The sequence below is a fragment of the Lysobacter yangpyeongensis genome (assembly GCF_042655745.1).
Classification (GTDB): domain Bacteria; phylum Pseudomonadota; class Gammaproteobacteria; order Xanthomonadales; family Xanthomonadaceae; genus Agrilutibacter; species Agrilutibacter yangpyeongensis.
Map to the genome: position 1 here is coordinate 403,244 of NZ_JBHSNM010000001.1, position 25,712 is coordinate 428,955.

24 protein-coding genes and 1 tRNA gene are annotated in these 25,712 nt (G+C 65.7%); 12 read left to right on the plus strand and 13 right to left on the minus strand.

The window, feature by feature from the left end; genetic code table 11:
• Positions 1-148: 148 nt before the first annotated feature.
• From ACFPN1_RS01860 to thpR, 3 genes are all read left to right on the plus strand, one after another.
• Positions 149-757 carry an alpha-ketoglutarate-dependent dioxygenase AlkB family protein gene (locus tag ACFPN1_RS01860; protein ID WP_386752495.1) on the plus strand — a complete coding sequence of 203 codons (609 nt, stop codon included), beginning with the start codon at positions 149-151 and terminating at the stop codon, positions 755-757.
• Between the two features lie 66 nt (positions 758-823).
• Positions 824-1,375: an SRPBCC family protein gene (locus ACFPN1_RS01865; RefSeq protein WP_386752496.1), complete on the plus strand. Its 552-nt coding sequence runs from the start codon at positions 824-826 to the stop codon at positions 1,373-1,375.
• Positions 1,376-1,494: 119 nt separating this feature from the next.
• Entirely contained in the window at positions 1,495-2,076 is a 582-nt protein-coding gene (gene thpR, locus ACFPN1_RS01870) for an RNA 2',3'-cyclic phosphodiesterase (RefSeq protein ID WP_386752497.1), read from the plus strand.
• 6 nt (positions 2,077-2,082) lie between these two features.
• On the opposite strand, the gene ACFPN1_RS01875 is transcribed toward thpR, so the two are convergent.
• On the minus strand, positions 2,083-2,328 hold the full coding sequence (locus ACFPN1_RS01875; protein WP_386752498.1) for a hypothetical protein: 246 nt from the start codon (positions 2,326-2,328) through the stop codon (positions 2,083-2,085).
• 72 nt (positions 2,329-2,400) lie between these two features.
• On the opposite strand from ACFPN1_RS01875, the gene ACFPN1_RS01880 reads away from it, so the two are divergent.
• A complete protein-coding gene (locus tag ACFPN1_RS01880; RefSeq protein WP_386752500.1) occupies positions 2,401-3,030 on the plus strand; it encodes a YdeI/OmpD-associated family protein in 630 nt (209 codons plus the stop codon).
• A 24-nt stretch (positions 3,031-3,054) separates the two neighbouring features.
• Here the strand turns inward: ACFPN1_RS01880 and ACFPN1_RS01885 are convergent, their stop codons facing one another.
• Positions 3,055-3,330 (minus strand): polyhydroxyalkanoic acid system family protein, encoded by a 276-nt coding sequence (locus tag ACFPN1_RS01885; protein ID WP_386752501.1) that lies wholly within the window; start codon positions 3,328-3,330, stop codon positions 3,055-3,057.
• A gap of 124 nt (positions 3,331-3,454) precedes the next feature.
• On the opposite strand from ACFPN1_RS01885, the gene ACFPN1_RS01890 reads away from it, so the two are divergent.
• Positions 3,455-4,255: an FHA domain-containing protein gene (locus tag ACFPN1_RS01890; protein ID WP_386752503.1), complete on the plus strand. Its 801-nt coding sequence runs from the start codon at positions 3,455-3,457 to the stop codon at positions 4,253-4,255.
• Here ACFPN1_RS01890 and msrQ read toward each other — a convergent pair.
• Together msrQ and msrP are read right to left on the minus strand one after the other, a co-directional pair.
• The gene (gene msrQ / locus ACFPN1_RS01895; RefSeq protein WP_386752505.1) at positions 4,224-4,868 is read right to left on the minus strand and encodes a protein-methionine-sulfoxide reductase heme-binding subunit MsrQ; all 645 of its coding nucleotides are present in this window, start codon (positions 4,866-4,868) and stop codon (positions 4,224-4,226) included. The two genes, ACFPN1_RS01890 and msrQ, sit on opposite strands and share 32 nt — an antisense overlap.
• A 2-nt stretch (positions 4,869-4,870) precedes the next feature.
• The gene (gene msrP, locus ACFPN1_RS01900) at positions 4,871-5,836 is read right to left on the minus strand and encodes a protein-methionine-sulfoxide reductase catalytic subunit MsrP (protein WP_386752506.1); all 966 of its coding nucleotides are present in this window, start codon (positions 5,834-5,836) and stop codon (positions 4,871-4,873) included.
• 226 nt (positions 5,837-6,062) lie between these two features.
• Here msrP and serC point away from each other — a divergent pair, with 226 nt between their 5' ends.
• The 4 genes from serC to aroA all read left to right on the plus strand — a co-directional run bounded on the left by serC (position 6,063) and on the right by aroA (position 10,929).
• Positions 6,063-7,148 (plus strand): 3-phosphoserine/phosphohydroxythreonine transaminase, encoded by a 1,086-nt coding sequence (serC, locus tag ACFPN1_RS01905; RefSeq protein ID WP_386752508.1) that lies wholly within the window; start codon positions 6,063-6,065, stop codon positions 7,146-7,148.
• Positions 7,149-7,370: 222 nt separating this feature from the next.
• A complete protein-coding gene (gene pheA / locus ACFPN1_RS01910; protein WP_386752510.1) occupies positions 7,371-8,474 on the plus strand; it encodes a prephenate dehydratase in 1,104 nt (367 codons plus the stop codon).
• Positions 8,471-9,619 (plus strand): histidinol-phosphate transaminase, encoded by a 1,149-nt coding sequence (gene hisC / locus ACFPN1_RS01915; protein WP_386752511.1) that lies wholly within the window; start codon positions 8,471-8,473, stop codon positions 9,617-9,619. The genes pheA and hisC overlap by 4 nt, the downstream gene beginning before the upstream one ends.
• Before the next feature lie 2 nt (positions 9,620-9,621).
• Positions 9,622-10,929, plus strand: a complete 1,308-nt coding sequence (gene aroA / locus ACFPN1_RS01920) for a 3-phosphoshikimate 1-carboxyvinyltransferase (RefSeq protein ID WP_386754007.1) — start codon at positions 9,622-9,624, stop codon at positions 10,927-10,929.
• A gap of 37 nt (positions 10,930-10,966) precedes the next feature.
• On the opposite strand, the gene ACFPN1_RS01925 is transcribed toward aroA, so the two are convergent.
• Positions 10,967-11,605, minus strand: coding sequence for an energy transducer TonB (locus ACFPN1_RS01925; protein WP_386752513.1), 639 nt, complete (start codon positions 11,603-11,605; stop codon positions 10,967-10,969).
• Between the two features lie 123 nt (positions 11,606-11,728).
• Between ACFPN1_RS01925 and serS the strand changes: the two genes are divergently transcribed.
• Entirely contained in the window at positions 11,729-13,024 is a 1,296-nt protein-coding gene (serS, locus tag ACFPN1_RS01930; protein ID WP_386752515.1) for a serine--tRNA ligase, read from the plus strand.
• 199 nt (positions 13,025-13,223) lie between these two features.
• On the opposite strand, the gene ACFPN1_RS01935 is transcribed toward serS, so the two are convergent.
• On the minus strand, positions 13,224-13,805 hold the full coding sequence (locus ACFPN1_RS01935; protein ID WP_386752516.1) for an FMN-dependent NADH-azoreductase: 582 nt from the start codon (positions 13,803-13,805) through the stop codon (positions 13,224-13,226).
• Positions 13,806-13,921: 116 nt separating this feature from the next.
• Between ACFPN1_RS01935 and ACFPN1_RS01940 the strand changes: the two genes are divergently transcribed.
• Both ACFPN1_RS01940 and ACFPN1_RS01945 read left to right on the plus strand, forming a co-directional pair.
• Positions 13,922-14,962, plus strand: a complete 1,041-nt coding sequence (locus ACFPN1_RS01940; RefSeq protein ID WP_386752518.1) for a LysR family transcriptional regulator — start codon at positions 13,922-13,924, stop codon at positions 14,960-14,962.
• A gap of 45 nt (positions 14,963-15,007) precedes the next feature.
• Positions 15,008-15,097 (plus strand) — tRNA-Ser (locus ACFPN1_RS01945).
• Positions 15,098-15,222: 125 nt separating this feature from the next.
• On the opposite strand, the gene ACFPN1_RS01950 is transcribed toward ACFPN1_RS01945, so the two are convergent.
• The 7 genes from ACFPN1_RS01950 to ACFPN1_RS01980 all read right to left on the minus strand — a co-directional run bounded on the left by ACFPN1_RS01950 (position 15,223) and on the right by ACFPN1_RS01980 (position 25,712).
• The gene (locus tag ACFPN1_RS01950; protein WP_386752520.1) at positions 15,223-15,930 is read right to left on the minus strand and encodes a hypothetical protein; all 708 of its coding nucleotides are present in this window, start codon (positions 15,928-15,930) and stop codon (positions 15,223-15,225) included.
• A gap of 351 nt (positions 15,931-16,281) precedes the next feature.
• Positions 16,282-17,013: a winged helix-turn-helix domain-containing protein gene (locus ACFPN1_RS01955; RefSeq protein WP_386752522.1), complete on the minus strand. Its 732-nt coding sequence runs from the start codon at positions 17,011-17,013 to the stop codon at positions 16,282-16,284.
• Positions 16,905-19,235, minus strand: coding sequence for an outer membrane protein assembly factor BamA (gene bamA, locus ACFPN1_RS01960; protein ID WP_386752524.1), 2,331 nt, complete (start codon positions 19,233-19,235; stop codon positions 16,905-16,907). The genes ACFPN1_RS01955 and bamA overlap by 109 nt, the downstream gene beginning before the upstream one ends.
• The gene (locus ACFPN1_RS01965) at positions 19,232-20,230 is read right to left on the minus strand and encodes a TolC family protein (protein WP_386752525.1); all 999 of its coding nucleotides are present in this window, start codon (positions 20,228-20,230) and stop codon (positions 19,232-19,234) included. Before ACFPN1_RS01965 ends, bamA begins: the two co-directional genes overlap by 4 nt.
• A gap of 198 nt (positions 20,231-20,428) precedes the next feature.
• Positions 20,429-21,049, minus strand: coding sequence for a hypothetical protein (locus tag ACFPN1_RS01970; RefSeq protein ID WP_386752527.1), 621 nt, complete (start codon positions 21,047-21,049; stop codon positions 20,429-20,431).
• Positions 21,050-21,510: 461 nt separating this feature from the next.
• Positions 21,511-24,603: an efflux RND transporter permease subunit gene (locus ACFPN1_RS01975; protein WP_386752529.1), complete on the minus strand. Its 3,093-nt coding sequence runs from the start codon at positions 24,601-24,603 to the stop codon at positions 21,511-21,513.
• The gene (locus tag ACFPN1_RS01980; protein WP_386752530.1) at positions 24,600-25,712 is read right to left on the minus strand and encodes an efflux RND transporter periplasmic adaptor subunit; all 1,113 of its coding nucleotides are present in this window, start codon (positions 25,710-25,712) and stop codon (positions 24,600-24,602) included. The genes ACFPN1_RS01975 and ACFPN1_RS01980 overlap by 4 nt, the downstream gene beginning before the upstream one ends.

Consider the following 25,712-nt stretch of genomic DNA (forward strand, 5'->3'; position numbering starts at 1 on the left):
TAGGGGCGGCGAGCGCAGCGAGCTGCTGTTGCTTCGGCTTTGTGTCACAGACGCAAGAGCAACGATCCCCGGGGTTCTTGCCTAAATGGTTCATCGACCACGCCCATGGGGCGCAGCGGATGAGACAGACCGCTCCCATCCTGTCGCGATGCGCAGTTCGATCGGGCAACACGGTCTCTTCGACATCGGCGGGCCTCGCGTGCTGGTCGAGGACGTCGAAGGCGGCATCGTCTACCACCCGGGCGTGGTGTCCGAAGCCATGGCACGCCGCTGGTTCGAAGCCCTGCGCGACGAAGTGCCCTGGCAGGCGCAGCAACGGCCCATGTACGACCGCATTGTCGACGTGCCGCGGCTTACCGCCGCTTACCGGCTTGCGCGCGAGGACCTGCCCATGCCGTTGCGCGAAGCGGCCGCGCTACTGCGCCAGCGCACCGGCCAACCCTTCAACGCGGTCGGGCTCAACCATTACCGCGATGGCCGCGACAGTGTCGCCCCGCACAACGACAAGCTGCACATCCTCGTCCCGCACCATCCGATCGCACTCGTGTCGCTGGGCGCGCCACGGCGCATGGTGATCCGTGCCAAGCGCGTGCCCCGCACCTCGATCGCCATCGACCTGGAACCGGGCAGCCTGCTGCTGATGAGCTACGACTCGCAGCTGCACTACGAGCACGGCGTGCCGAAAACGCGCGAACCCGTCGGGCCGCGCATCAGCCTCGCCTTCCGTGTCCGCCCCGACGTCGATCGGCTGCCCTGACGTCGCCCACTTGCGGACGCGGTGGCCTCGGGTGTTAATCGCGCCACATCCACGAAGGGAAGGAACATGCGCGGCATCCTGGCGGTGGTCTTCGCATTGGCGCTGGCGTGGGCGGGTCCGTCGCGTGCGGAAGTGAAGGACGCGACGCCCAACGGGTTCACCATCGAGAATTCGCGGGTCGTGCCGGTCGATGCGAAGACCGCGTGGAATGCCCTGGTCAATGACGTGGGGCAGTGGTGGCCGAAGGATCACACCTGGTGGGGCGATGCGACCAGGCTGTCGATCCAGCCGCGTGCCGGCGGCTGCTTCTGCGAGATCGACGGCGACCGGCAGGCCTGGCACATGACCGTCACTTTCGTCGATCCCGGAACGCTGCTGCGCATGACCGGCGGGCTCGGCCCGCTGCAGGGCATGGGGCTGAGTGGCGCGCTCGAATGGCGCTTCGAAAAGGTCGGCGAGGGCACGAAGATCACGCTGTGGTACCGCGCCGGCGGCTACACGCCCGACGACCTGCGCAAGTTCGTACCGGTCGTGGATCAGGTGCAGGCCCAGCAACTGGGTGGGCTGGCGGATTACCTCGAAACACGGGCGAAGGCGGACGGCGGCGCCGGTCGATGAGTCACCGCCATTGATGCGAATGAACCGGCCGGCGACGTAGCCATTGTCGTCGCCGGCGAGGCGCAAGCCGCCATGCCCCAATGCGGCGTCGCCACAGTGCGAAGCACTACACTCGCCCGATGCACCACGACCGCTCCGGCTCCGCGCCCGCGTCGGGCGAGGCGAGCACCCACAACGTCTTCTTCGGGCTGTTTCCCGATGCGCAGACCCGCGTGCGCATGGCGGCCGCGGTCGAGTCGCTGCAGGCGGCAACCGGAGTGCAGGGCCGCTGGCTGAAGCCGGAGCGTTATCACCTGACGCTGCACTTCCTCGGTACGTTTTCCGGGCTTCCGCAGCCGCTCACGGACGCGGCGCAAAAGGCCGCCGCCACGATCCGTGTTCCGCCGTTTGCAGTGGAGATCGATCGTGCCGGGCACTTTCCCGGAGGCATCGGCTGGCTCGGATGCGATGCGACCGACGCGGGCCTGCGTTCGCTCCACGACGCACTGCACGCTGCCCTTGCCCAGGCAGGCGTGGCAACGCAGGGGCATGCGCGGTTCACGCCGCACGTGACGGTGCTGCGCGCGGCGCATCGTCCACTTCCCGCGCGGCCGGTGCCGTCGATCGCGTGGCGGGTGCGCGAGTTCCTGCTGATCGACAGCCGGCTGGGCGCCGGCAGCGACTACCGGACGCTGGGCCGGTGGCCGCTGATGCCGGAATGAAGTCCGTCAGCCGCGCAACCTGAGATTCGGGCCTTCTTCGAGCGACCCGTCTGCATTCAGGACCGCCATCGACTTGCGATCGCCGTCGATCACGACCGGGATCGGATCCTGGAAGGGCGGGCGACGGATGAACCTGAGCTCCCAGCCGAAGCGCTCGAGATCGCGCAACGTCATCTTCTGGTCTTCGTTGAGGCGCGCCCGCAGGGTGGCGCTGGACTCGGCGACGGACTGGCGGCGTTCGCGGTCTGGCATGTCGGCTTCCCCCTTTTCCCGGCGAACGTGGGACGGCGGCAGAATAGGCCGTCCGACTCGGGGAATCGCACCATGGGCCAGCGCGACCCGCGCATCGACGCCTACATCGACGGCGCGGCCGGCTTCGCCCGTCCCATCCTCGTCCACCTGCGCGAACTCGTGCATGCCGCGTGTCCGGACTGCGTGGAAACGCTCAAGTGGAGCGCGCCCAGCTTCACCTACCGCGGAAAGATCCTCTGCGGCATGGCCGCTTTCCGGCAACACGCGGCGTTCGGGCTCTGGCAGGGCGACCGGATCGTGGGGCGTGAGAGCGACGGGGCCGGGAGCAGCGGCTCCGACAAGGCGGAAACCGCCATGGGACAGTTCGGGCGCCTGAAGCGTGTCGCCGATCTGCCGGGCAAGCGCGTATTGACCGGCTACCTGCGCGAGGCGATGCAGCTGATCGACGGGGGCGTGACGCGTTCGCCTGGCAGGAGTGCCCCCAGACCGCCGGCCGAAGTGCCCGCCGACCTGGCGGCGGCGCTGCGCGCGCATGCCGGTGCACGCAAGACGTTCGAGGAATTTCCCCCGGGGTGCCGCCGCGAGTACATCGAGTGGATCACCGAAGCCAAACGCGAAGCCACGCGCGCGAAACGCGTCGCACAGACGATCGAATGGCTCGCCGAAGGCAAGCGTCGCAACTGGAAGTACGAGCAGCGCTGAGCGCGCCGTGATCCGTCGCCGGCGTCAGCTGAAGCGCTCGTCCAGCACGCGGCGGATCTCGGCTTCGATCGGGCCCTTGAACGCCGCCATCAGGAAGCCGAGGTTCGCGGTGACGCGCAGGCTCTTGGGCGCCAGGTCGATCTTGCCGTCCACGCCGCTGCGGGCGAACTTGAGCGTGTCGCCGTCCCAGTCGCACGCGACGCCGAAGCGATCGGCCAGCTTGTCCGCGACTTCCTGCACCGCCTTGCGTGCTTGCGCATGCGGCAGGGAATGGGCGTGGCGGATGTCGATGCTGGGCATGGGGCGTTCTCCTGTGTGCGCGCATTGTGCGGGCTGCGACTTCCGCATCCAAGCCGGTGTGCCGACGTGGGCGGCAAATGCATCGGGCCATGCTAGATTGCCGCCGCTCCCAGATTCCCGACGCATGACAGCCCTGAGACTGAGGTTTCCCAATCGCCAGTTGCCCGACCTGGTCCTCGGACCGGGCGTGCATGCCATCGGGCGCGACCCCACGCAGAGCCCCGTCGTCGTCGAGGATCCGGCGCGCGCCATCGCGCAGATCTGCGTCGACCGGCGCGGCGTCTGGTTGCAGGTCTTCGAGGGGACGCGCGGGCTCCACGTCAATGGGCGACCGGTGCGGCGCATGGCCCTGTTGCGGGCCGGCGATGCGGTGTTCGTCGACGGCAACGAATGGCTGCTGTTGGGCGATACGCCGCCCTCGGCGCCGGGCGAAAGCCGGGCCACGCCCGGTGCACCCGATCCGCGCATGGTGCTGCGTGGCGTCGGCGGTCCGCATCACGGTCGCAGCATCACGCTGGACCAGCCGCGCGTGGTCGGGCGACTGCCCGAATGCGATGTCCGCATCGACGATGCCGCGTTCGCCGATCGCCATGCCCGGCTGGAGCCGCATGCCGAAGGCGTGGTGCTGCGCGACCTGGGATCGCACGAGGGCAGCATGGTGAACGGCTGGCCGATGCGCAATGCATTGCTGCGTCCCGGCGATCAGGTGGTGTTCGACACGCAGCGCTTCATCGTCGAAGCGCCGCATCGCAACGGCAACGGTGAGGCCCGCAAGGCGCCGCCGCCGACGGCCACCGAAGAACCCGCGCCCGCCGCCCCGGCCACGAAGGGCGCATCGTCGATGCGACGCGTGCCCTGGCTGTTGCTGGCGGCGCTGTTCCTGGCGATCGCGCTCAGCCTGCTGCTGCTGTACGGCGCACGCTAGCCCGACGGTTGCGCAGCGCCTTTACCGCGCGCCAGCCCAGCAGCACCGCGAGGATCCCGGCGTAGAGCGCCGGTTCGCGGATGTCCGATTTCACCAGCCACCAGAAGTGCAGCACGGCCAGCACGCCAACGGCGTACACGAGCCGGTGCAGCCGCGCCCAGTTGCGCCCCAGCCGGCGGATCGCGGCCTGGGTCGAGGTGATCGCCAATGGCACCAGCAGCAGCCACGCGGTGAAGCCGACGGTGATGTAGGGCCGCTTGGCGATGTCCTCGAAGATCTGCGTCCAGTAGCCGCGCAGGTCGAGCACCAGGTACGCGGCGAAGTGCACCGTCGCGTAGAAGAACGCGTACAGCCCGAGCAGGCGGCGGAAGCGCACCAGCACCGGCTGGTGGGTGAGCTGGCGCAGCGGCGTGATCGCCAGCGTGATCATGAGCAGGCGCAATGCCCACAGGCCGAGGCGGTGCTCGATCTCGGCCACCGGATCGGCACCCAGCCCGCCGCTGCCGGTCAGCGCCTCCGCTCGGATCTGCCAGCCGAGGATGGCGGCGGGCGTCAGGGCCAGCAGATGGACGAGCGTTTTGGCGGCGATGATGCCGCGCGAAGTGCGGGCCATCCTCAGAACCACTTGCGCAGGTTCATGCCCGCGTAGAGGCTCGCGACCTGGTCGCCATAGCCGTTGAACATGCGCGTCGGGATGCGTTCGGCGAAGAGCTTGCTCTGCGTGCCGGCGATGCGGCGTTCGGTCTTCTGCGACCAGCGCGGATGGTCGACTTCGGGATTGACGTTGCTGAAGAAGCCGTACTCGCTCGACTGCGCGTCGTTCCAGCTGGTGAACGGCATGGTTTCGACGAAGGTGATCGCGACGATCGACTTGATACCCTTGAAGCCGTACTTCCACGGCACCAGCAGCCGCAGTGGCGCGCCGTTCTGCTGCGGCAGGGGCTTGCCGTACAGGCCGGTGGCGAGGAAGGCGAGGGGATGCATGGCCTCATCGATGCGCAGGCCTTCCCGGTATGGCCAGTCCAGCGCGTTGTAGCGCAGGCCGGGCATCTGCTTCGGGTCGTCGAGCGTGGTGAAGGCGACATAGCGCGCCTTCGAGGTGGGCTCGAAGCGCTTGAGCACGTTGGCCAGCGGCACGCCGAGCCACGGGATCACCATCGACCAGCCTTCGACGCAGCGCAGCCGATAGATGCGTTCTTCCGGCGTGTTGCCCTTGAGCAGGTCGTCGAGCGACATCACGCCCGGCTTCGCGCAATGGCCGCCGACGGCGACGCTCCAGGGCTTCACCCGCAGCGTGCGGTCGGCACGCGACGGATCGCCCTTGCCGGTGCCGAACTCGTAGAAGTTGTTGTAGGTGGTCACGTCCTCGTAGCGGGTGAGCGTTTCGCTCGTGCGGAAGCCGGCGCGCGCCTGCTCCGGCGTCACCACGACCTTGGAGGGCGGCGGCGCGGCTTCGCCGCAACCGGCGAGCCCGAGGCCGGGAATGGCCGCCATGGCCGCGAGCAGTCGGCGACGATCGCGGTAGACCGCTTCGTCGGTGATTTCGGAGGAAGGAATACGCAAGGCGTCGCGCAATGACATGGCCGGCTCCGGCGTGTGGTTTCGACTATATGTCCAGAGGCCATAAGGGCGCGAAAAGTTGCGCGTGCAACCCTTGATCCATGCGTGTTGCGCTGCGGCATACTAGCCGGGCAGCACAACGCAACCGCCTGGCCTGCCATCCCTCGCCTTGTCGCCCCTCGGTCCGCCCATCCTGGGCGCGCCCATGTGCCGCAACAAGACAACTTCCGCCAAGTCGAGGACATCCATGTCACGCGTACACAATTTCGCCGCCGGTCCCGCCGCACTCCCTGAATCCGTCCTGCGCCAGGCGCAGGAGGAAATGCTCGACTGGCACGGTGTCGGCGCTTCCATCGTCGAACTGAGCCACCGCGGTCCCGAGTTCATCCAGGTGGCGACCGAAGCCGAAGCCGACCTGCGCAGGCTGCTGTCGATTCCCGACAACTACGCCGTGCTGTTCCTCGGCGGCGGCGCGACGACGGTGCAGGCGCTGCTGCCCCTGAATTTCGCCGCGCCCGGGCAGGCCGCCGACTACGTGCTCAGCGGTCACTGGGGCAAGACCGCGATCAAGCAGGCCAGGCCGTACGTCGCTGCCCATGTCGCCGCGACCAGCGAGGCCGACGGCTTCCGCACGATCCCCGCGCGCGAGGGCTGGCAGCTGTCGAAGGACGCGGCCTACGTGCACATCACCGCCAACGAGACCATCCACGGCGTCGAGTTCCGCGATACGCCGGACGTGGGCGATGTTCCGCTGTTCGCCGACTTCAGTTCCTCAATCGCGTCCGAGCCGATCGATGTCTCCAGGTACGGCGTGATCTACGCCGGCGCGCAGAAGAACCTGGGCCCGGTAGGCGTAACCGTCGTCATCATCCGCCGCGACCTGCTCGAACGCGCCGGCCAGCCGCGCGCCGACATCCTCGACTACCGCTCGCACGTGAAGGGCGAATCGATGCTCAACACGCCGCCGAGCTGGAACTGGTACCTGCTCGGCCTGACCGTGAAGTGGATGCTGGCCGAAGGCGGCGTCGACGAATTCGCGCGCCGCAGCGCACGCAAGTCCGGACTGCTCTACGACGTGATCGACAACTCGGGCGGCTTCTATCGCAACGAGGTCGACAAGGCGGTGCGCTCGCGCATGAACGTGCCCTTCTTCCTGCACGACGACGCGCTGGACAAGCCCTTCCTCAAGGAAGCCGCGGAAGTCGGCCTGATCTCGCTCAAGGGACATCGCGCGCTCGGCGGCATGCGTGCGTCGATCTACAACGCGATGCCGGAGGCGGGCGTGCAGGCGCTGGCCGATTTCATGCGCGATTTCCAGCGAAGGCACGGGTAAATGGCCACGAAGGGTGCGAAGGCGAAGGCAGGCAAGCCGCAGGCCGGTGCGATGAAGTCGTCATCCCCGCAAAAGCGGGGATCCGGCGAGGTTGCTGCCGGACACCGGAAGTCCATGGATTCCCGCGTTCGCGGGAATGACGAGCAGGGCAAGTCTGCAGGACGCACAGCGAAGCAACCCCGTAGCCCGGGTAAGGCCACAGGCCGCACCCGGGAGGCAGGGATGCCGCAAGCGAATGCGCCCGAGGCCAGGCCCGATCTCGCCCAGGTCCGCGTCCAGATCGACGGCATCGACCAGCAGATCCAGGACCTGATCCGGCAACGCGCGCACTGGGCGCAGCAGGTCGGCAAGGCCAAGGGCAAGCTCGCCGCGGCGGTGGACTACTACCGCCCCGAGCGCGAGGCGCAGGTGCTGCGGCGCGTGGTCGATCGCAACGACGGGCCGCTCAACGACGAAGTGCTGGTACGGCTGTTCCGCGAAATCATGTCTGCCTGCCTGGCCCAGCAGGAACCGCTGAAGATCGGTTTCCTCGGTCCGGAAGGCACGCATTCGCAGCAGGCGGTGTACAAGCACTTCGGCCATTCGATCCACGGCCTGCCGCTGGCGAGCATCGAGGAAGTGTTCCAGGAAGTGGAGGCCGGCCATGCCGACTTCGGCGTGGTGCCGGTGGAGAACTCCACGCAGGGCACGATCCAGTCGACGCTCGACATGTTCCTCACCTCGAAGCTGAAGATCTGCGGCGAAGTCGAATTGCGCGTGCACCAGCACCTGCTGTCGCGTGCCGGCCGGCTGGAGGACATCGAGCGCGTCTACGCGCATCCGCAGTCGTTCGCCCAGTGCAAGGCATGGCTGCGCCAGTACCTGCCCAAGGCCGAGAAGATCCCCGTCTCCAGCAACGCCGACGGCGCCAAGCGAGCGCGCAACGCCGACGATGCCGCGGCGATCGCCGGCATCAGCGCGGCCACGGTGTACGGCCTGAAATCGCTGGCCGGTCCGATCGAGGATCGTCCCGACAACACCACGCGCTTCCTGGTGCTCGGCCGCGAGCTGTTCCCGCCCTCGGGCAACGACCGCACCTCGCTGCTCGTCTTCATCAAGGACCAGCCCGGCGCCCTGTATCACGTGCTCGCGCCCTTCGCGAAGCACGGGCTGAGCATGAACCGCATCGAATCGCGCCCCGGGCACACGGGGCTGTGGCAGTACGCGTTCTTCATCGACATCACCGGGCACGCGCAGGAAGACGCGATGCGCCGTGCGCTGGACGAGGTCGACGAGTTCGCGCAGGAAGTGAAGGTTCTGGGTTCCTATCCGGTGGCCATCGCGTGAGCACCGACATCCTCACCTCGCACGACGAGGCCTGGTTCGCCGCGCGCGCGTCGCGCGGCATCCAGGGCCTGCGCGCCTACGATCCGGGCCACGACCTGGTCGCGTTCCGCCGCAGGTTCGGCGTCGACAACCTGGTCGAGCTCGGCTCCAACGAGAATCCGTACGGCCCGTCGCCGGCGGCGCGCATGGCGGTGCTGGACCAGTTGCATTCGCTGCATCGCTATCCAGATCCGCTCGGGCTCGATCTGAAGCGTGCACTGGCAGCGAAGCTCGGCCTCGACGTCTCCCGGATCCTGCTCGGCAACGGTTCGCACGAGCTGCTGATGCAACTGGCGCAGGTGTTCGCGGGCGAGGGCACCGACGTGGTGTTTTCGCGCTACGGCTTCGCCGTGTTCGCGCTGGCGACGCAATGCACCGGCGCCCGCGCGCGCGTGGTCGATGCGTTGCCGCGCGATCACGCCACGATGCCGCTGGGTCACGACCTCGATGCCCTCGCGGCCGCGGTCACACCGGCGACGCGCCTGGTGTACGTGGCCAATCCCAACAATCCCACCGGCACCTGGTTCGGGCGCGAGGCGCTGGAAGCGTTCGTCGCGCGCGTTCCCGACGATGTCATCGTCGTCTTCGACGAGGCTTACGCGGAAATGGCCGAAGCGCGGGACTATGCGAGCGCCGTGCCGCTGCTGGCGCGTCATCCGAACCTCGTCGTCACCCGCACCTTCAGCAAGGCGTATGGACTGGCCGGCCTGCGCGTGGGTTACCTGCTCGGCGCGCCGGGCCTGGTCGCGGTGATGGAACGCGTGCGCGAAAGCTTCAACGTCAACGGGCCCGCGCTCGCCGCCTGCGAAGCGGTGCTGGACGATGCCGCGCACCTGCAGTGGTCGCTGGAGCAGAACCGGATCGAGCGGGGCTGGCTCCGCGATGCGTTGGCGCAGCGCGGGTTCCGGGTGTTTCCCTCGCAAACCAACTTCGTACTGGTCGAGTTCGGTGCCAACACGACGCTGATCGAAGCCGCGCTGATCGCGCAGGGCGTGGTGGTGCGGCCGATGGGCGGTTATGGCCTGGGCGACTGCCTGCGCATCACCGTCGGCACCCGCGACGAAAACGAGCGTCTGCTGGCCGCGCTGGACAAGGTGATCGCATGAGCATGTCGGCCGCCGCCGGCTGGATCGCCGCGCCCGGAACGGCATTGTCCGGAACGCTGCAACTACCCGGCGACAAGTCGATCTCGCATCGCGCCGTGATGCTCGGTGCGATCGCGGAAGGCACGACGCGGATCCGCGGTTTCCTCGAAGGCGAGGACACCCGCGCGACGGCGCGCGTGTTCTCGCAACTGGGCGTGCGCATCGAGGCCCCGAGTGCGGGCGAGCGCATCGTGCATGGCGTCGGCCTGCATGGGCTGCGCGCTGCCGACGCGATCCTCGATTGCGGCAACGCCGGCACGGGCATGCGTCTGCTCGCCGGTCTGCTCGCGGGCCAGTCCTTCGACAGCACGCTGGCCGGCGACGAATCGCTTTCCCGGCGCCCGATGCGGCGCGTGATCGAGCCGCTGGCGGCGATGGGCGCGCGCATCGACAGCGAACCCGGTGGCCTGCCGCCGCTGCGCATCCACGGTGGTGCACGCCTGCGCGGCGTGGACATCGCCACTCCGGTCGCCAGCGCGCAGGTGAAATCCGCGCTGCTGCTCGCCGGGCTGTATGCCGACGGCGAGACCGTCGTGCGCGAGGCGCATCCCACCCGCGACTACACCGAACGCATGCTCGCCGCGTTCGGCTGGCCGATTGCATACGGTCCCGGCTTTGCGTGCCTGCAGGGCGGACAGCGGCTGACCGCCATCGACGTCGACGTGCCGGCCGACTTCTCGTCGGCGGCGTTCTTCATCGTCGCGGCGACGTTGTTGCCCGGATCGCGGCTGCGCCTCGCCTCGATCGGCATGAATCCACGCCGCACGGGCCTGCTGGAGGCGCTGCGCGCGATGGGCGCCGACATCCGCGAGGAGAACCGCCGGGAGCAGGGCGGCGAGCCGGTCGCCGATCTCGTCGTATCCCATGCGCCGCTGCACGGCATCGACGTGCCCGAAGACATCGTGCCGGACATGATCGACGAGTTCCCGATCCTGTTCGTCGCCGCCGCGTGTGCGAAAGGACGCACCCGCGTCAGCGGCGCGGCGGAACTGCGCGTCAAGGAGTCCGACCGCATCGCGACGATGGCCGCGGGCCTGCGCGCGCTCGGAATCCGCGTCGACGAATTGCCCGACGGTGCCGTGATCGAAGGCGGACCATTGCGGGGCGGCACCGTGGACAGCCACGGCGACCATCGCATCGCGATGAGCCTGGCGGTGGCCGCGCAGCGGGCGGAGGGCGCGGTGAGCATCGCCGACGTGGCCAACGTCGCCACGTCGTTCCCCGGCTTTGTGGCACTCGCGCGGCAGGCAGGAATGCAACTGCGCGATTGAGCCGCGCCCGCGCGTTCGCGGTTGCGGAAGGCGCGCCTCAGTTGCGGAAGGTGATGGGTATCTGCACGCGTCCGCTGGTGGGGCGGCCGTCCGTCATCGCCGGACGGAAGCGCCAGCGACGCACCGCATCCACGGCGGCCCGGTCGAGCTGGCGCGAGCCGCTGCTGCGGGCCACGTCGATGGAGGTAGGTATGCCGTCCGGACCGATGTCCACGCTGACCATCACCGTGCCCTGTTCGCCGTTGCGCAGCGCGCGTGCCGGATACGTGGGCGCCGGCGACGAGATCGGTTGTGGCTGCGAAGTGGCGACGGGCGCGGCGGGACGCGGCGGCGGCATCGGAGCGGCCGGGGGCGGCGGAGGCGGCGCGGTTTCGACCAGCCGGGGGCGCCCGGCTTCATCGTCGGCAGCGGCGGGGGGCGGCACGTGGCTGACGTCTTCCGATTCACCGGCCACCGGCGCCGGCAGCGGCGTGTATTCGGGATTGGCCGCCGTCGGCGGCGCCACCGGGCCGGCGCGGTAGAAGTCGTTGTCGCCGCCGCGCCAAACCAGCAGGAACAGGATCAGCCCGAGCACGAAGGCGCCCAGCATCCACAGCAGGGCCCGCCACGAGGGCAGCCAGGCGGAAAAATCGAAGGAGCGCTGGGGCGGTCGCGACGCGGCGGAGCTGTTGGTCATGTCGGGAGTCATTCCTGGGATCTGCCGATGGTGACCGGCAACTTGTTAATAATTGGGCAATCCACGGAACAAGCCTGCGATAATCGCGAGCTTCGTCACCTTTAGCCACCGATCCTCGACGCCATGCTCGACCCGACCCTGCTGCGCCAGAACCCCGCCGAACTCGCCGCACGCCTGCGCGAAACCCGTGGTTACGAGGTCTTCGACGCCTCCGTGCTGGAAGCGCTGGAAAGCGAGCGCAAGCAGATCCAGGTCCGCACGCAGGAACTGCAGAACCTGCGCAACACGCGCAGCAAGGCGATCGGGCAGGCCAAGGCCAAGGGCGAGGACGTGGCGGCGCTGATGGCCGAAGTCGCGGGCTTCGGCGAGGAGCTCAAGGCTTCCGAGCATCGGCTGGAGGCGATCCGTGCCCAGATCGAAGCGATCGCGCTGGCGATTCCGAACATCCCGCACGAATCGGTGCCGCTGGGGCAGGACGAGGCGCACAACGTCGAGCAGCACCGCTGGGGCACGCCGCGTGCGTTCGATTTTCCGGTCAGGGACCACGTCGAGCTCGGCGCGCGCAACGGCTGGCTCGACGGCGACACCGCCGCCAAGCTCAGCGGCGCCCGCTTCACCGTGCTGCGTGGGCAACTGGCGCGCCTGCATCGTGCGCTCGCGCAGTTCATGCTCGACCTGCACACCGGCGAGCACGGCTACCAGGAAACCAACGTGCCGCTGCTGGTGAATTCCGACTCGATGCGCGGCACCGGGCAGCTGCCCAAGTTCGAGGAAGACCTGTTCGCGACCACGGTCGGCGAGGGCGAGCACGCGCACAAGCGCTATCTGATCCCGACGTCCGAGGTGCCGCTGACGAATATCGTGCGCGACGAGATCGTCGAAGCCGACGTGCTGCCGCTGCGCATGACCGCACACTCGATGTGCTTCCGGGCCGAAGCCGGCAGCCATGGCCGCGACACCCGCGGCATGATCCGCCAGCACCAGTTCGAGAAGGTGGAACTCGTGTCGATCGCCAAGCCGGAAGAAAGCTACGCCGAGCACGAGCGGATGACCCGCTGCGCCGAAGTCGTGCTGGAGAAGCTCGGCCTGCCGTACCGCCGCGTGCTGCTGTGCACGGGCGACATGGGCTTCTCGGCGACCAAGACCTTCGACCTGGAAGTCTGGCTGCCGTCGCAGGACACGTATCGCGAGATCTCGTCCTGCTCCAACTGCGAAGCCTTCCAGGCGCGTCGCATGCAGGCGCGCTGGCGCAACCCCGCGACCGGCAAGCCCGAACTGGTGCACACGCTCAACGGCTCGGGCGTCGCAGTCGGCCGCGCGCTGATCGCAGTAATGGAGAACTACCAGAACGCCGACGGTTCGATCACCGTGCCCGAGGCGCTGCGCCCGTACATGGGCGGCGTCGATCGCATCGCGTAATTCGCGCGCTGCCCGCCGCGCCCGCCATTGACGTTCCGCTTCTCCCCGCGCGCGGGGAAAAGCTGCCCGAAGGGCTGATGAGGGGGCGAGCGCAGCGAGCTGCCTTCCCGAGAGGCAAAGAGAAACGGGCCCGCGCGATGCGGGCCCGTTGCGTTTCCAGCGCAGAGGAAAGGCGAGGAAACGCGGGGACGATTCCCGCTTACGCCGCTTCGCGCAGCGGCTCCTGGATCGCTGCCTTCGCACCGGCCAGCGCATCGGCGCGATGCTGCGGCGAGTAGGCCACGCCTTCGGCGCGAACGAACTCGATGTCGGTAACGCCGAGGAAGCCGAACACCTGGCGCAGGTACGCTTCCTGGAAATCGGCCGGGCTGTTGTCGCCATACAGGCCACCGCGACCGCTTGCGATCACCATGCGCTTGCCCTTGGCCAGGCCTTCCGGGCCGTTCTCGGTGTAGCGGAACGTACGCCCGGAGACGGCAACGCGATCGATCCACGCCTTGAGCGACGACGGCACGCTGAAGTTGTACATCGGCGCACCGATCACGATCACGTCGCTGTCGAGGAACTGCAGCAGGGCCTGCTCGCTCGCCTCGGCGGCGGCCGCATCGGCCTTGGTCAGGACCGGACCGGTCAGGTGGGGCAGGGGTTCGGCGTCCAGGTCGCGGTACGTGACCTGCAGGCCGGGCACCGCCTCCTGCCAGCGTGCCACTATGGCGGACGTCAGTTCGCGGGTTACGGAGCCGGCGCCGGTGGCGGCGGAGTCGATATGCAGCAGTTTCATGGGCCTCTCCCGAGTGGATGCGGCCGGAGCCGCGTTGGGCGCCACTTTCCACTGTTGCGAAAACAGGATAAAGCTGGTCTAATATCACTGACCGTTCTGATTTCGGGATAATCGTCATGCAGGACCTCAACGATCTCTATTACTTCGCCGCCGTGGTCGATCACCAGGGCTTCGCCGCCGCCGAGCGCGCGCTGGGCATTCCGAAGTCGCGCCTGAGCCGTCGCATCAGCCAGCTCGAAACCGACCTGGGCGTGCGCCTGCTGCAACGCTCGACGCGACGCTTCGCGGTGACCGAAGTCGGTCACAGCGTGTATCGCCATGCGCAGTCGATGCTTGCCGAAGCGCAGGCCGCGCGCGAAGTCGTCGACCGCCTCAGCGCCGAACCGCGCGGCGTGATCCGCGTGAGCGTGCCGGTGGGAATGGCGCAGCAGCAGATGCCCAAGCTGTTGCCCGAGTTCCTCGCCAAGTTCCCGCAGGTGCGCGTGCAGCTGCACGTGAGCAACCGTCGCGTCGACATCATCAACGAAGGCATCGACGTCGCGCTGCGCGTGCGCACGCGCCTCGACGACGACGGCAGCCTGGTGATGCGCAACTTCGGCCAGATCCAGGAACTGCTCGTGGCGAGCCCCGGCTATCTCAAGCGCATGGGCCGGCCGAGCAATCCGGACGATCTCGCCCAGCACGTCACGCTCAGCATGAACGAGGACGAGGCGCACCAGCGCTGGGAACTGCACGGCCCCGATGGCGAAGTGCGCCGCGTCGAACTCAAGCCGCGCGTCGCCGGTTTCGATTTCCCGATGCTGATGTCGCTGGCGATCCAGGGCGTGGGCATCACGATGCTGCCGGAAACCGTGTGCGCAGAAGCCGTGCGCAACGGCGAACTGGAGGTCGTGCTGCCGCACTGGCGCCTGCCGCAGGGCATCTTCCACGCGGTGTTCGCGTCGCGCCGCGGCCTGCTGCCGGCCGTGCGTGTCTTTATCGACTTCATGGCCGAACGCGTACCTCCGCTGGTCGAAGCCGCGCGCCTGCAATGCGGCGACATTCCCGGTCCGTGCCCGGAAGGACTGAAGAAGGGCGCATCCGCCACTGCGTCCGGCGACAAGGGCAAGGAAAAGTCCGCGCGCAAGGCGCGCGAGCACACCGCCGAGCCGGCGTGAGAGAATGCGCGCCCGGCTGCAATGGCCGGGCGCGGACAATCAAACGGAAGTGTGGCCGAGCGGTTTAAGGCACCGGTCTTGAAAACCGGCGTGGTAGCGATACCACCGTGGGTTCGAATCCCACCGCTTCCGCCACGTATCATTCTAAGTGTTTGAAATGAAAGCTATTGTGCTTTCACTTCTGTCAAGTTCCATGCGCAGTTCCCAACAGGGCGAGCCCGGCCCCCGTGAGCAACTTCGGGCCCGTCGCTTCGACGCGATCAGCCCCGACGGTTGGAGAGTTCAGCGTTTAACGTCTCTCCGATTGCCAGGATCAGACCCTCCTGCCGCTCGTACTCCTGTTTCAGAAAGGGCTTGGCCCATCGCGGGCCGTGCGGTTTACCGTCGTACAAGAACTCTGCGAACTTCATTCCATGGCCCTCGGGGTCTTTCCCCGTCATGTCAACCGAGTAAGGCATCGAGACAATGCTGCGATGCTTTGAGTGATTGTTGAGGGCCGACAGATAAGCGAAGTTAGGGTGCTCAAGTAGCTCGTTGAGCAGCGCACGAATGCTATGGCTCTCGAGGCGGTCACGGACCCGGTAAACAGTGAGCTCCTTCTCAGACAGTTCTTTCGTCGGATCCCGGTTCATGCCAAAGGCTAGGTACACCATGTGGCCCGCGATGTCGGCCAATGAATGCATGGAATGAACGCAGGCGCTGACATGTGCCGAAGCCTGAAAGCGAGCCCATTCAAAGTCTCCAGGTTCCTTGTCATACGCGCCGGTCATGACTCCAACCATTTCGAACTGCTCCCTGTCCCCAATCGCTTCGGAAAGCAGGCGCGCAGCTTCGCTGTAGTGAAATCGTGCGAAGTCTCGACGTTCGACAATCGTTTTTAGGCAAGGGTTGAGGGCATCGCGCTGCCATTGTCCAAAAAGCCGTTCCACATGATTGCGAAGTTCTCCGAGATTCCATCCTGTAGTCATTGCTCCCCCTGACGGTCTTCGTCGCTAACGGCATTGAGGCAATCTTCAGTGGATCTCGTCAATCACGAGGCCATACAGATGCCTTCCGTCGACGATCGGTTCGGCAACAGTCCGCCCGCTGCAGCGAGAACGACGGCCGCCCCCCCCTATCGTGAGGCAACGGCTCGCGAACCGGTCCGCTGCGCGGACAAGCCCTGCTACCGGGCGGCCGCTCACGACCCGAAGCAGACACCTGCCACCGCTCAAACTGAGTAAATCACCTGTCAATCTTCTTGCTCGCCAACTCAGTCAAGGCAGCGCCGCGAGGCCTTTGCAGCTTGGTGATCCGAGGTCGTGCCTTGTTTATGCAGATCAGAGGCGCGACAGAATTGTCGCGCAGGTTATTGCGGCTAGCAGCAATGCAATGACCAGCCCTACCAACAATGAATGACGCGTGCCTATAGCTGGTACAGGTTCTATTGGAGGTGACGTCCGCTCCGACTGTGGGGCCAAATCGGCGAAAGACGCCGTTTCAAACAACGCTGCCGATACTGTCAGGCGATAGCCCGACCTGTTGATAGTTGCGATGTACGGAGCGGGTGTTTCATGCACAAGGGCTTTGCGGAGCTGCACGATGGCCTGGGTGACGACGTCCCCCGTAGGCAGAGTGTTCGGCCAGACACGTTCGAGCAACGCATCACGTGAAACTGGGCGACCGTTTGCCTCGATCAGGGCCAGCAGAACCCCCATGGCCTTTGGTGTGACGCGAACACCGGTCCTTCCTGGCCGTTGAACCTCCCGGAGAGGAATATTTACGACGAAAGTTCCTATGCGTGCCCACTCAGGAGAGGCAATTAGCGCGTGGTTCTGGCGTCGGAGTGCACCCATTGCAACCTCTTTTCGTGGGGATTTGTGCACGTGATGCGTACTGGTGTGAGGCCCGGCATGGTTCAGATACACAGCCGACGCGCCCTTGCCGAGATGACTGAGGATGTCTAGAACTGACTGCCGAAAGTAAACTGCAGCCGCTCTATTTCGTCGTCTTCCTTTTGCCGTATTGGCAAGCCGTAGCTGATCGAGATGGGTCCCATGGGCGAGCGCCATCGCAAGGAAAGTCCCGTCGACGCCCGGACCTCCTCGCCATCAATTGTGTCGGTGCCAGCGAAGACATTGCCGGCGTCCAGAAACCAGGCCAGTTGCGTTCCGTGCGCGGCCTTGCCGAACAAGCCGGGCATCGAGACCTCCAGCCCCGCCAAGGTCTTTATCCGGCCGCCGGTGGGGCGGCAGTCGTTGTAGTACGTGACGTACTCACAGGGGCCCAAGGTGTTGTCGCGGAAACCGCGGAGCGAGCCGACACCACCGGCGTAGTAGCCGCGGTAGAACGGATAGCCGATTTGATCGCCATCGCCGTATGTGCCGCCGAATCCAAACTCGCCGCGGGCGAGCAGAAGCGTGGGACCCATGCGCCAGTAGCGTCGGAGGTCAGCGTCAAGCTTGTAGTACGTAACGTCCGAGCCGGGCAGCGCGACCTCACCGGACAAGGCGTAGTAGGCGCCACCTGTGGGCGTCAGCAAATCGTTGCGCGTATCGATGGACCAGCCCGAACGCAGGGTCCAGCTATCGATGCGATTGGTCCCCAGGTTATCCAGGAATGTGAGGTACGAAGGCGGGTAATAACCATCGTAGAGATATAGCGTCCGCGTATCCCAGCCGAGGCCTACGGTAAGGGCGTTGTTTTCCGAGAGCGGGATCGTTGCGGATGTGCTGACCGATCCTTGCTGCGAGTCGTAGCTGCTTTCGTCGTCGCTGTCGTACCGGGTCTTCGACCAATTGACTCCGTAGCTAAATCCCACGCCCAGATCTGTGAGGTAGGGTTCGGCGACGGTGAAGCCATACCGCTCGGACGTGCTGCTCCGCGTTACGTTCGCGCTGAATGTGCGGCCAGTCCCGAGAAAGTTTCGCTGAGTGAGACTGAGCGTGGCCGTGATGCCGTCGTCCTGCGAGTATCCCAGGCCAGCTTGGAACTCGCCCGAAGAGGTTTCCTTAATCGTGTACAGCACATCCACTTGGTCATTGCGATCGGGCACTGGCTTGGTGTCGACCTCGACCGACTCGAAGAGCCCTAGACGCTGCAGCCGAATCTTCGAGCGATCGATGGCGGCCTGCGAGTACCAACTCGCTTCGAGCTGGCGGAGCTCCCGCCTGAGAACCTCTTCGTTGGTGCGAGTGTTGCCCTTGAAGGAGATCTGTCGAACGTTGACCCTCGGGCCAGGGACGACTTGCAGGCTGATGCCCACCGTTTTGCTCTCGCGGTCGATGTCGGGCACCGGATTGACCTGCGCGAAGGCGTAGCCAATGTTGCCCAGGGTCGCGACGACGGAGTCGGAGGTCAGTTCGAGCAAACGACGGGAGAAGATCTGCCCTTCGCTTACCAGCACCAGCTTCTCCAGCTCCACCTTGGGAAGCACGGTGTCGCCCGTCAGTTGTACCGACGAGACCTTGTATTGGTCCCCCTCGGTAATGTCGGCGGTGATGAACATGTCGGTGCGGTCGGCGCTGATCGCGACCTGCGTGGAATCGATATTGAAATCGACGTAGCCGCGGTCCAGATAGTAATTATTGAGCTTCTCCAGATCGCCGGATAGCTTCTCGCGGGAATACTGGTCATCGCGTCGATACCAGCTCAGCCAGTTGTGCTCGGCGGATTCCCAGGTGTCGATGATGTCCTCGTCGGCGAACTTGTCGTTACCCACGAGATTGATGTGCTGAATGCGGGCGGCCTTACCTTCCTTGATGGCGATTTCCACGTCGACACGGTTGCGGTCGAGGCGCGACACGGTCGGGGTGATCTCGACGTTGTACTTGCCGCGGTTTTGGTACTGCCGTGTCAATTCCTGGCCCATCTTGTCGAGCACCAGGCGATTGAACGTGTCGCCTTCGGCCATCCCGTTCTCGTTGAGGCCCTTGAGCAGGTCTTCGCTTTGGATGTCCTTGTTGCCGGTTACCTTCAGCGTGTTGATCGCCGGACGCTCCTGCACCGTGATGACGAGAATGTCGCCCTGGCGATCCAGGCGGATATCCTCGAAGAATCCGGTCTTGTAGAGCGCGCGGACGGCTGCGGCCGCCTTGGTCGAATCGACGGTATCGCCCCGCTCGATGGGGAGATAAGTCAGGACGGTGCCCATTGCGATGCGGCGCAGGCCATCGACACGGATATCGGAGACGACGTGCAACTCCTCGGCACGCACGACGCCGAGGAAGGAGTACATCACTGCAGCGAATAGAAGCCGACGAGGCGGCAAATGGCGCGATACCGACCGCATCATGCTTCAGCGGCCTCGATAGGAGCGGGCCAACCGGCGCCCAAGGCTTCGTACAAGTCGACCAACGCGCGATAGCCGCGCGCGCGGACTTCGATTTCACGGTCGCAATGCGCGTGATAGAGACGGTTGGCATGAAGCATCGCTTCATGATCCGGTTGGCCGGTACGCATCTTTTGCACGAGGGCGCTCGCGCGATTGCCGGCCGACAGGGCCGCGGCGCGTGCCGGGCGCGACTCGCCAATCGCCGCCGTCAGGACGGCTAGCGCTCGTTCGACTTCGCAGACGGCTCGGTCGAATGCCTGCTCGTGGCGGATCGCGTCGACACGGGCCTGGTGTACGTCTTGGCTTTGCTGCGACCCGGATTGAAGCGCGGTCGCCAGTAGATCCGGACGTCGTAGTTCCAAAGAATCTGGCGTGCCGGGCGCCGGGATGGCGGATATCGGAGGCGGCAGCAGACGTCCATCGATCCGAGCCAGCACCAGATCCAATGGTTCGCCGACTAGCCAAGCGAGCCCGGCCAGCGCCGCGTCGCGCTCGCCCTGCAAGCGCACCCGATGCAGGTGGAGTTCGGGGAGGTCGGCCGCTTGCGCCGAGTGGTTCGCGTCGAAAGCGCGATCCGTTGTCGGGGCACGCCCGTACTGAAGCAATCCGCTCTGATGGCGGATGGCGAGATCGGCGCAAAGAAGGCGTTCTTGCAATGCCAGGACGTCGACATAAGTGCGCGCGGTGGCCGCGACTAGGCGAACGCGTAAGGAATGAAAAAGCGACCAGGCCTTCAGGCAGTCCGGCTGCGTCGCCATGTCCTCCAGCGTTCGGGTGAGCCCGACGCAGGCTTCAGCGACGCGCAACGACGCCAGGGACAGTTCGGCATTCTGTTTGAGGCAAGCCTCGACGAAGCGGTTCAGTACCGCATCGCCGAAGGTCTGCCACCACACCTGTAACGCTGATTCATCCGTCTCGTGTTGCGTTGCGTTGTGGAACCGCCGTATGGGTTCCATGCCGCCGGAATCTGTTCGTGGTCTTGCGGAAAAATCGGTAGCGAAAGGGCCGTGCGGAAGCGGTGTAGGGATGCTCATCGAGAGACTCGGAGAAAGAAGACGCCCGCTGCTGGGTGAGCCAACGGGCGAAAGACGGATGCGATCTGCATCCAAGGGGCACGGCCCAGGAGTTTTTGCGTTGCAGGATCCGCTTGGCTGCTAGGGCGGCATCGTGGTCTGTACGCGGTTGTAAAGGCGTTCCAGATCCAGGCCGCCGGGAATGGGTATCTGGCCGCCGGCCACATGCGTTCGAACGCGTAGCTGCGTTCCGCCGCCCTCTAACGAATAGGTGTGCGTGATCGCCACGCCGTCGTTCGTATGGAACTCGATGACGAGTTCTCCCGACGAAAGCATCGCCAGCGTTGTCAGGCCGTCGCTGCCGAGGTCTATCGCGCCACGCTCGTAGGGTAGGATCACGGGATGGTCCGCATCCTTGCCCAAGGCGATCATTCCTTCGTCCTGGAGGATGAAGAGATCTCCCTCCAAGGGCGCGGCGAAATCCATTTCCGGACGTAGCAGGCCTACGGCGCTTGGGGTAGGCATGTCAGGCATGACGGGCGGGGCCTCTTTTGGGCCGCCACCGGACATGCCACCGCCGGGCATACCACCACCAGGCATGCCACCACCCGGACCGCCACCGCCTGGACCGCCACCGGGCGGAGGCGTCGCCGGCATCAGCTTGGCCATTCGCGCGCGCATCTGTTTACGCAGCTTCTTGGCGATCTTCGCGTTCGCCTCGCTATCGGGAGTCCATCGACCGCTGTAGCCGGCGTATGCCACGACTGCAGGTGCATCGCTTGGGCTTGTGCTCGCGGCACCCGCTGCCGGCAGCGACAGCGCGATGACGAGACACCATATAGACAGGACCGCAGGCTTGGGGCTCGCCTTTCGCACAACGGTCGTGCAAGTCGTGCTTGAGCTATCGGAGGCTAGTACCGGAGTCTGTGAGATAGAGGCCGTGATCATCAGACGATGGCAATCGGGGGGAGCCAAAGCCTCGCCGAATGCAGCGTCAAGCGCGGTGTGTTTTTTGTCTATTTGGGTAAGCGTAGGTAAAGATCGACAGGCCTACAGCTACGGTACAGAAAACGAATCGCGACGCCGCTTGGAAGATCTCGCATGCAAGGACGAGGAGACGTTCGCGTTGTTGGTGCGGGCTGGCAGCGATGGCGTCGTGCCAGCCATTTAACGCGGACGTAACCGTCGTCCCGGTCGGCTCAAGGGTGATCGGCGGCGGCAGCTCACTGCGAAGCGATCGGATCGGCCTGAGGGGTGCGTCGATGCCAGATCTTCGAACGGGCCCATTCCAAGGCATCGTCGACGTACGTGAACACCACAGGGATCACCAGCAGACTGAGTACGGTCGACGTGATCAGTCCGCCGATGACCACGATCGCCATCGGCTGACGGAAGCTCGGCTCGGCACCCATGCCGAATGCGTTCGGGAGCATGCCGGCACCCATCGCGATCGTCGTCATGACGATGGGACGAGCACGCTTGTGGCACGCATCTATGAGGGCTTCCATGCGACTCATCCCGCGTTCGCGCCGCGCCATGATCGCGTACTCGACCAGCAGGATCGAGTTCTTGGTCACGATGCCCATCAGCATCAACACTCCGATCACCGCCGGCATCGAGAACGACTGACTGGTGAGCCACAGGGCGAAGAGCGCGCCGGCCAACGCCAAGGGCAGGGCGCAGAGGATCGTCGCCGGCTGCAGGAAGTCATGGAACAGCAGTACCAGCACGGCGTAGATGCAGAAGATGCCGATCGCCATCGCGATGCCGAAACTCTGGAACAGTTCGCTCATCCGCTGCACTTCGCCCTGTTCGACCACGTGGACGCCACTGGGTAGGCCATTGAGCGTCGGTAGCCGCATGGCTTCCTTCTGCACCTCGCCAACCGAGCGGCCGTTCAACTCGACACTGAGCACGACGTTGCGCGAGCGATCCAGACGCGAGATCTGCGACGGACCGCTGCCCATGGCAACGTCGGCGACGGAGCCAAGGCTGACGGTTCCTTGGCTGCCCTGCACACGCAGTTGCGATACCGAGCCGAGGTCGTCGCGAATGGCAGGGTCCATGCGCACACGAATCGGAATCTGGCGCTCGGGCAAATTGAGCTTCGGCAAGATGGTCGAATAGTCGCCGTAGGTTGCCAGGCGCACGGCATCCGCAAGAGCCTCGGAAGTGACGCCCAAGGAGGCGGCTCGGGCATCATCGGGGAGTATCTGGATCTCCGGGCGCTGCAGGGCCGCGCTGGAGGTCACGTTTCCGATTCCCTTGAGCGTGCGCAGTTCGGCTTCGATCTTGGTCGCGGTTGTAGACAGTACCAGTGGGTCGTCGCTGGCAAGGGTAATGCTCAGCGTCTCGCCGCTCGCGCCACCGCCCACGGCAATACGCGCGCCTGGCAGGGCACGCAACAGGCCGCGCATCTTCGCCTCGACCTCCGACTGTTTGAGTTTCCGCTCATCACGCGGCACGAGATCGATCGTCAGCGTCGCACTGGTGACGTCGCTCATGGCGCTGACGGACAGGCCGCCGCCACTCGTTGCCGTACCGGCGGAGACGAAGACGCTGCGCACTTCCGGCAGCGACTGCAGCAGCTTGACCGCCTGTTGGCTCGTCGCCGCCGTGCTTTCGAGGGTGCTGCCCGGAGGCAGGGTAAGCGTCACGCGCGACTGGGCCTGGTCCTTGTTCGGAATGAAGCCCGTAGGCAGCATCGGCAATACGGCCAGCGCAAGGACGAAGAATACGGCCGCGCCGACTACCGCAGTCTTGCGCCGCGCCAGCGCGGCTCGCACCCAATGCAGGTACCGTGTCATGATCGGGCCATCGATCGATGCGTCGTCTCCGGCTTTCGCCGGCTTGAGCAAGTACGCCGCCATCATGGGCGTCAGCAGACGCGCGACCAGCAACGAGGCCAGTACAGCGACCGATGCGGTCACGCCGAACTGCCGGAATATGAGTCCGGGAATTCCCCCCATGAACGCCGTGGGAAGGAACACCGCGACCAGTGTGAACGTCGTGGCGATGACCGCCAGTCCGATCTCGTCGGCCGCTTCCATCGCCGCTTGATAGGGCGTCTTGCCCATTCGCAGATGGCGCTCGATGTTCTCTACTTCGACGATCGCGTCATCGACGAGGATGCCGATCACCAGCGAGAGCGACAGCAGCGTGACCGTGTTGAGCGAGTAGCCCGCCAGCGCCATGAACAGAAAGGTCGGGATGACCGACAGCGGTAGCGCGGTAGCGGAAATGAGGGTGGCACGCCAGTCCCGCAGGAACCACCAGACCACCACGATGGCAAGAATGGCGCCCTCGATCAGGAGCGTCATCGAGTCGTGGTAGCTTTCCTCGATCGGCGCGACCGTGTTGCTGGCCTCGTCGATGTCTACTTCAGGATGATCCTCGGCAAAGGCTTCGAGAGCAGCATGCACGTCGCGGCTGACGCCGACGTCGGAGTAACCGCGCGATCGGGTGATCTGGAAGCCGATCACCGGTTCCCCGTCGCGGAAGGCCAAGGTGCTGCGCTCGGCGTGCGCATCGGCAACGCGGGCGATCTGGTCCAGGCGCACATAGCGGCCGTCGCTGAGCGGAATGGCGATCGCCGCAACTTCAGAGGCGCTGCCGACCGTGCCGATGGTGCGGGTCGATTGCCGCTGCCCGCCCACTGTGCCTTCGCCGCCTGAGCTCTCCTTCTGTACCGCTTTGAGCTGGCGCGAAACGTCGGATGGCGTCACGCCCAAGCCAGCCATCAAGGTGGGATCGAGGTCTACATGTACCTCGCGATCCACACCGCCCACGCGCGCTACCGACGCGACGCCCTTGACCGCGAGCAGAGCCTTGGACACCTTGTTGTCGACGAACCAGGACAGATCCTGTTCGTCCAGGCGACTCGATGCTACCGTGTAGGTTAGCAGCGATCCGCCAGCCATGGTCAGTTTCGATACGGTGGGTGCCGCCATGCTGCTCGGCAATTCCGCGCGGGCGCTATCCACTGCGTTGCGAACTTCGCTCAGCGCTTCCTCGCCATCCTTGTCGAGTTCGAAGCTGACGCTGATGTTGACCGCACCGTCCGTGATAGTGGTAGTGATGTGGTCGAGGCGGGTGAGCGACGCCAGCTTGTCTTCGATCTTGCGCGCCACCTCGGTTTCCAACTGCGAGGGCGCGGCGCCTTCCAGCGCTGCCGAGACCTGGATGGTCGGCAGATCCATGTCTGGGAAATCCTGGATGTCCAGTCGCTGGAAGCCGATGAGACCCAGCACTGTCAGCAGGATGAAGAGCAGAACCGAGGGTACGGGCTTGCGGATGGACCAGGCGGAGATGTTCACGGCGCGGTCCCCGCTTGGCGCTGCCCGGTCACGGTGACCTGCGAGTCTTCGGAGAGGAAGGCGCCGCCACTCGCCACGATGCGCGTCTTGGCCTCGATGGGAGTAAGGATCTCGACGCGATCGCCCTGTCTACGTCCGGTATCTACTGCGCGACTACCGACCTTGCCCTGCGCATCGACCGCAAAGACGTAGGAGCGACCGTCGCGCGACACGATGGCCGACTGCGGGAGGGTCATCGCGGACTTCGTTCCGAGCGCTATGGTGCCGCTGGCAAACATGCCCGATCGCGCCGCACTATCCGTGGGCAGGCTGACATAGACGATGGCACGGCCGGTCTTCTCGCTGAGCGTCGGCCCCACTTCTCGCACCTTACCCGGCACTTGCTTGCCGCCGGGCAGCACTACGTTCGCCGACTGTCCGGTGTGGACCATGCCGAGTTGGCGCGCATCCAGTTCCGGCCGCCACTCGACCCGACTCTTGCGCACGAGGCGAAAGAGTTCGGAGCCGGCATTGACGACATTGCCAAGCACGGCCGATTTGGATGAAACGAAGCCATCATCCGGGGCGACGAGGCGGGTCTGTTTGAGCTTCAAGCGGGTGCTATCCACGTCGGCCTGTGCCGAAGACAGCGATGCGCGTGCCGTTGCTTCGTTGATCCGGTATTCCTCGAGCTGTTGCTCGGACAAGGCACCACTGTCGCCCACGGCTTTGGCGCGTTTCAGGTTCGATGTCGCCTGCTCGAGCGCAACCCGCGCTTGTGCGAGCGCGGCTTCCTGTTTGCGCAGTTCCATGCGGACGCTGTCATCCGCCAGGCGCGCGAGTAGTTGTCCTCGCTGCACAGTCGCGCCCACGTCTACCAGGAGGTCGGCTACGCGCAACCCGCCGGTTTCGGGGCTGACGATGACCTCCTGCCATGCGGTGATCGAGCCGCTGGCTTCGAGGGTCTGTGGCCATGCCCGCTTTTCGAGGCCGACGACCTCGACCGTCAGGGCGCTTGAGGCACCGGCATCCGCGTCAGGCTCGCCGCCGTGCGATACCAGCCAAAGACCCACGCCTAAGGCCACCGCCACAGCCGCGACAATGACGCCGATACGAAGCTTCCGATTCAA

Coding starts and splice junctions, on each gene's coding strand:
- pheA (WP_386752510.1), top strand. CDS start 7,371: ATGCCGCAAGCGAATGCGCCCGAGGCCAGGCCCGATCTCGCCCAGGTC.
- ACFPN1_RS01950 (WP_386752520.1), bottom strand. CDS start 15,930: ATGACTACAGGATGGAATCTCGGAGAACTTCGCAATCATGTGGAACGG.
- thpR (WP_386752497.1), top strand. CDS start 1,495: ATGCACCACGACCGCTCCGGCTCCGCGCCCGCGTCGGGCGAGGCGAGC.
- ACFPN1_RS01965 (WP_386752525.1), bottom strand. CDS start 20,230: ATGGAACCCATACGGCGGTTCCACAACGCAACGCAACACGAGACGGAT.
- ACFPN1_RS01860 (WP_386752495.1), top strand. CDS start 149: ATGCGCAGTTCGATCGGGCAACACGGTCTCTTCGACATCGGCGGGCCT.
- msrQ (WP_386752505.1), bottom strand. CDS start 4,868: ATGGCCCGCACTTCGCGCGGCATCATCGCCGCCAAAACGCTCGTCCAT.
- serC (WP_386752508.1), top strand. CDS start 6,063: ATGTCACGCGTACACAATTTCGCCGCCGGTCCCGCCGCACTCCCTGAA.
- bamA (WP_386752524.1), bottom strand. CDS start 19,235: ATGATGCGGTCGGTATCGCGCCATTTGCCGCCTCGTCGGCTTCTATTC.
- serS (WP_386752515.1), top strand. CDS start 11,729: ATGCTCGACCCGACCCTGCTGCGCCAGAACCCCGCCGAACTCGCCGCA.
- aroA (WP_386754007.1), top strand. CDS start 9,622: ATGTCGGCCGCCGCCGGCTGGATCGCCGCGCCCGGAACGGCATTGTCC.
- ACFPN1_RS01890 (WP_386752503.1), top strand. CDS start 3,455: ATGACAGCCCTGAGACTGAGGTTTCCCAATCGCCAGTTGCCCGACCTG.
- ACFPN1_RS01875 (WP_386752498.1), bottom strand. CDS start 2,328: ATGCCAGACCGCGAACGCCGCCAGTCCGTCGCCGAGTCCAGCGCCACC.
- ACFPN1_RS01935 (WP_386752516.1), bottom strand. CDS start 13,805: ATGAAACTGCTGCATATCGACTCCGCCGCCACCGGCGCCGGCTCCGTA.
- msrP (WP_386752506.1), bottom strand. CDS start 5,836: ATGTCATTGCGCGACGCCTTGCGTATTCCTTCCTCCGAAATCACCGAC.
- ACFPN1_RS01885 (WP_386752501.1), bottom strand. CDS start 3,330: ATGCCCAGCATCGACATCCGCCACGCCCATTCCCTGCCGCATGCGCAA.
- ACFPN1_RS01955 (WP_386752522.1), bottom strand. CDS start 17,013: ATGGCGCTCGCCCATGGGACCCATCTCGATCAGCTACGGCTTGCCAAT.
- ACFPN1_RS01925 (WP_386752513.1), bottom strand. CDS start 11,605: ATGACCAACAGCTCCGCCGCGTCGCGACCGCCCCAGCGCTCCTTCGAT.
- ACFPN1_RS01940 (WP_386752518.1), top strand. CDS start 13,922: ATGCAGGACCTCAACGATCTCTATTACTTCGCCGCCGTGGTCGATCAC.
- ACFPN1_RS01865 (WP_386752496.1), top strand. CDS start 824: ATGCGCGGCATCCTGGCGGTGGTCTTCGCATTGGCGCTGGCGTGGGCG.
- ACFPN1_RS01880 (WP_386752500.1), top strand. CDS start 2,401: ATGGGCCAGCGCGACCCGCGCATCGACGCCTACATCGACGGCGCGGCC.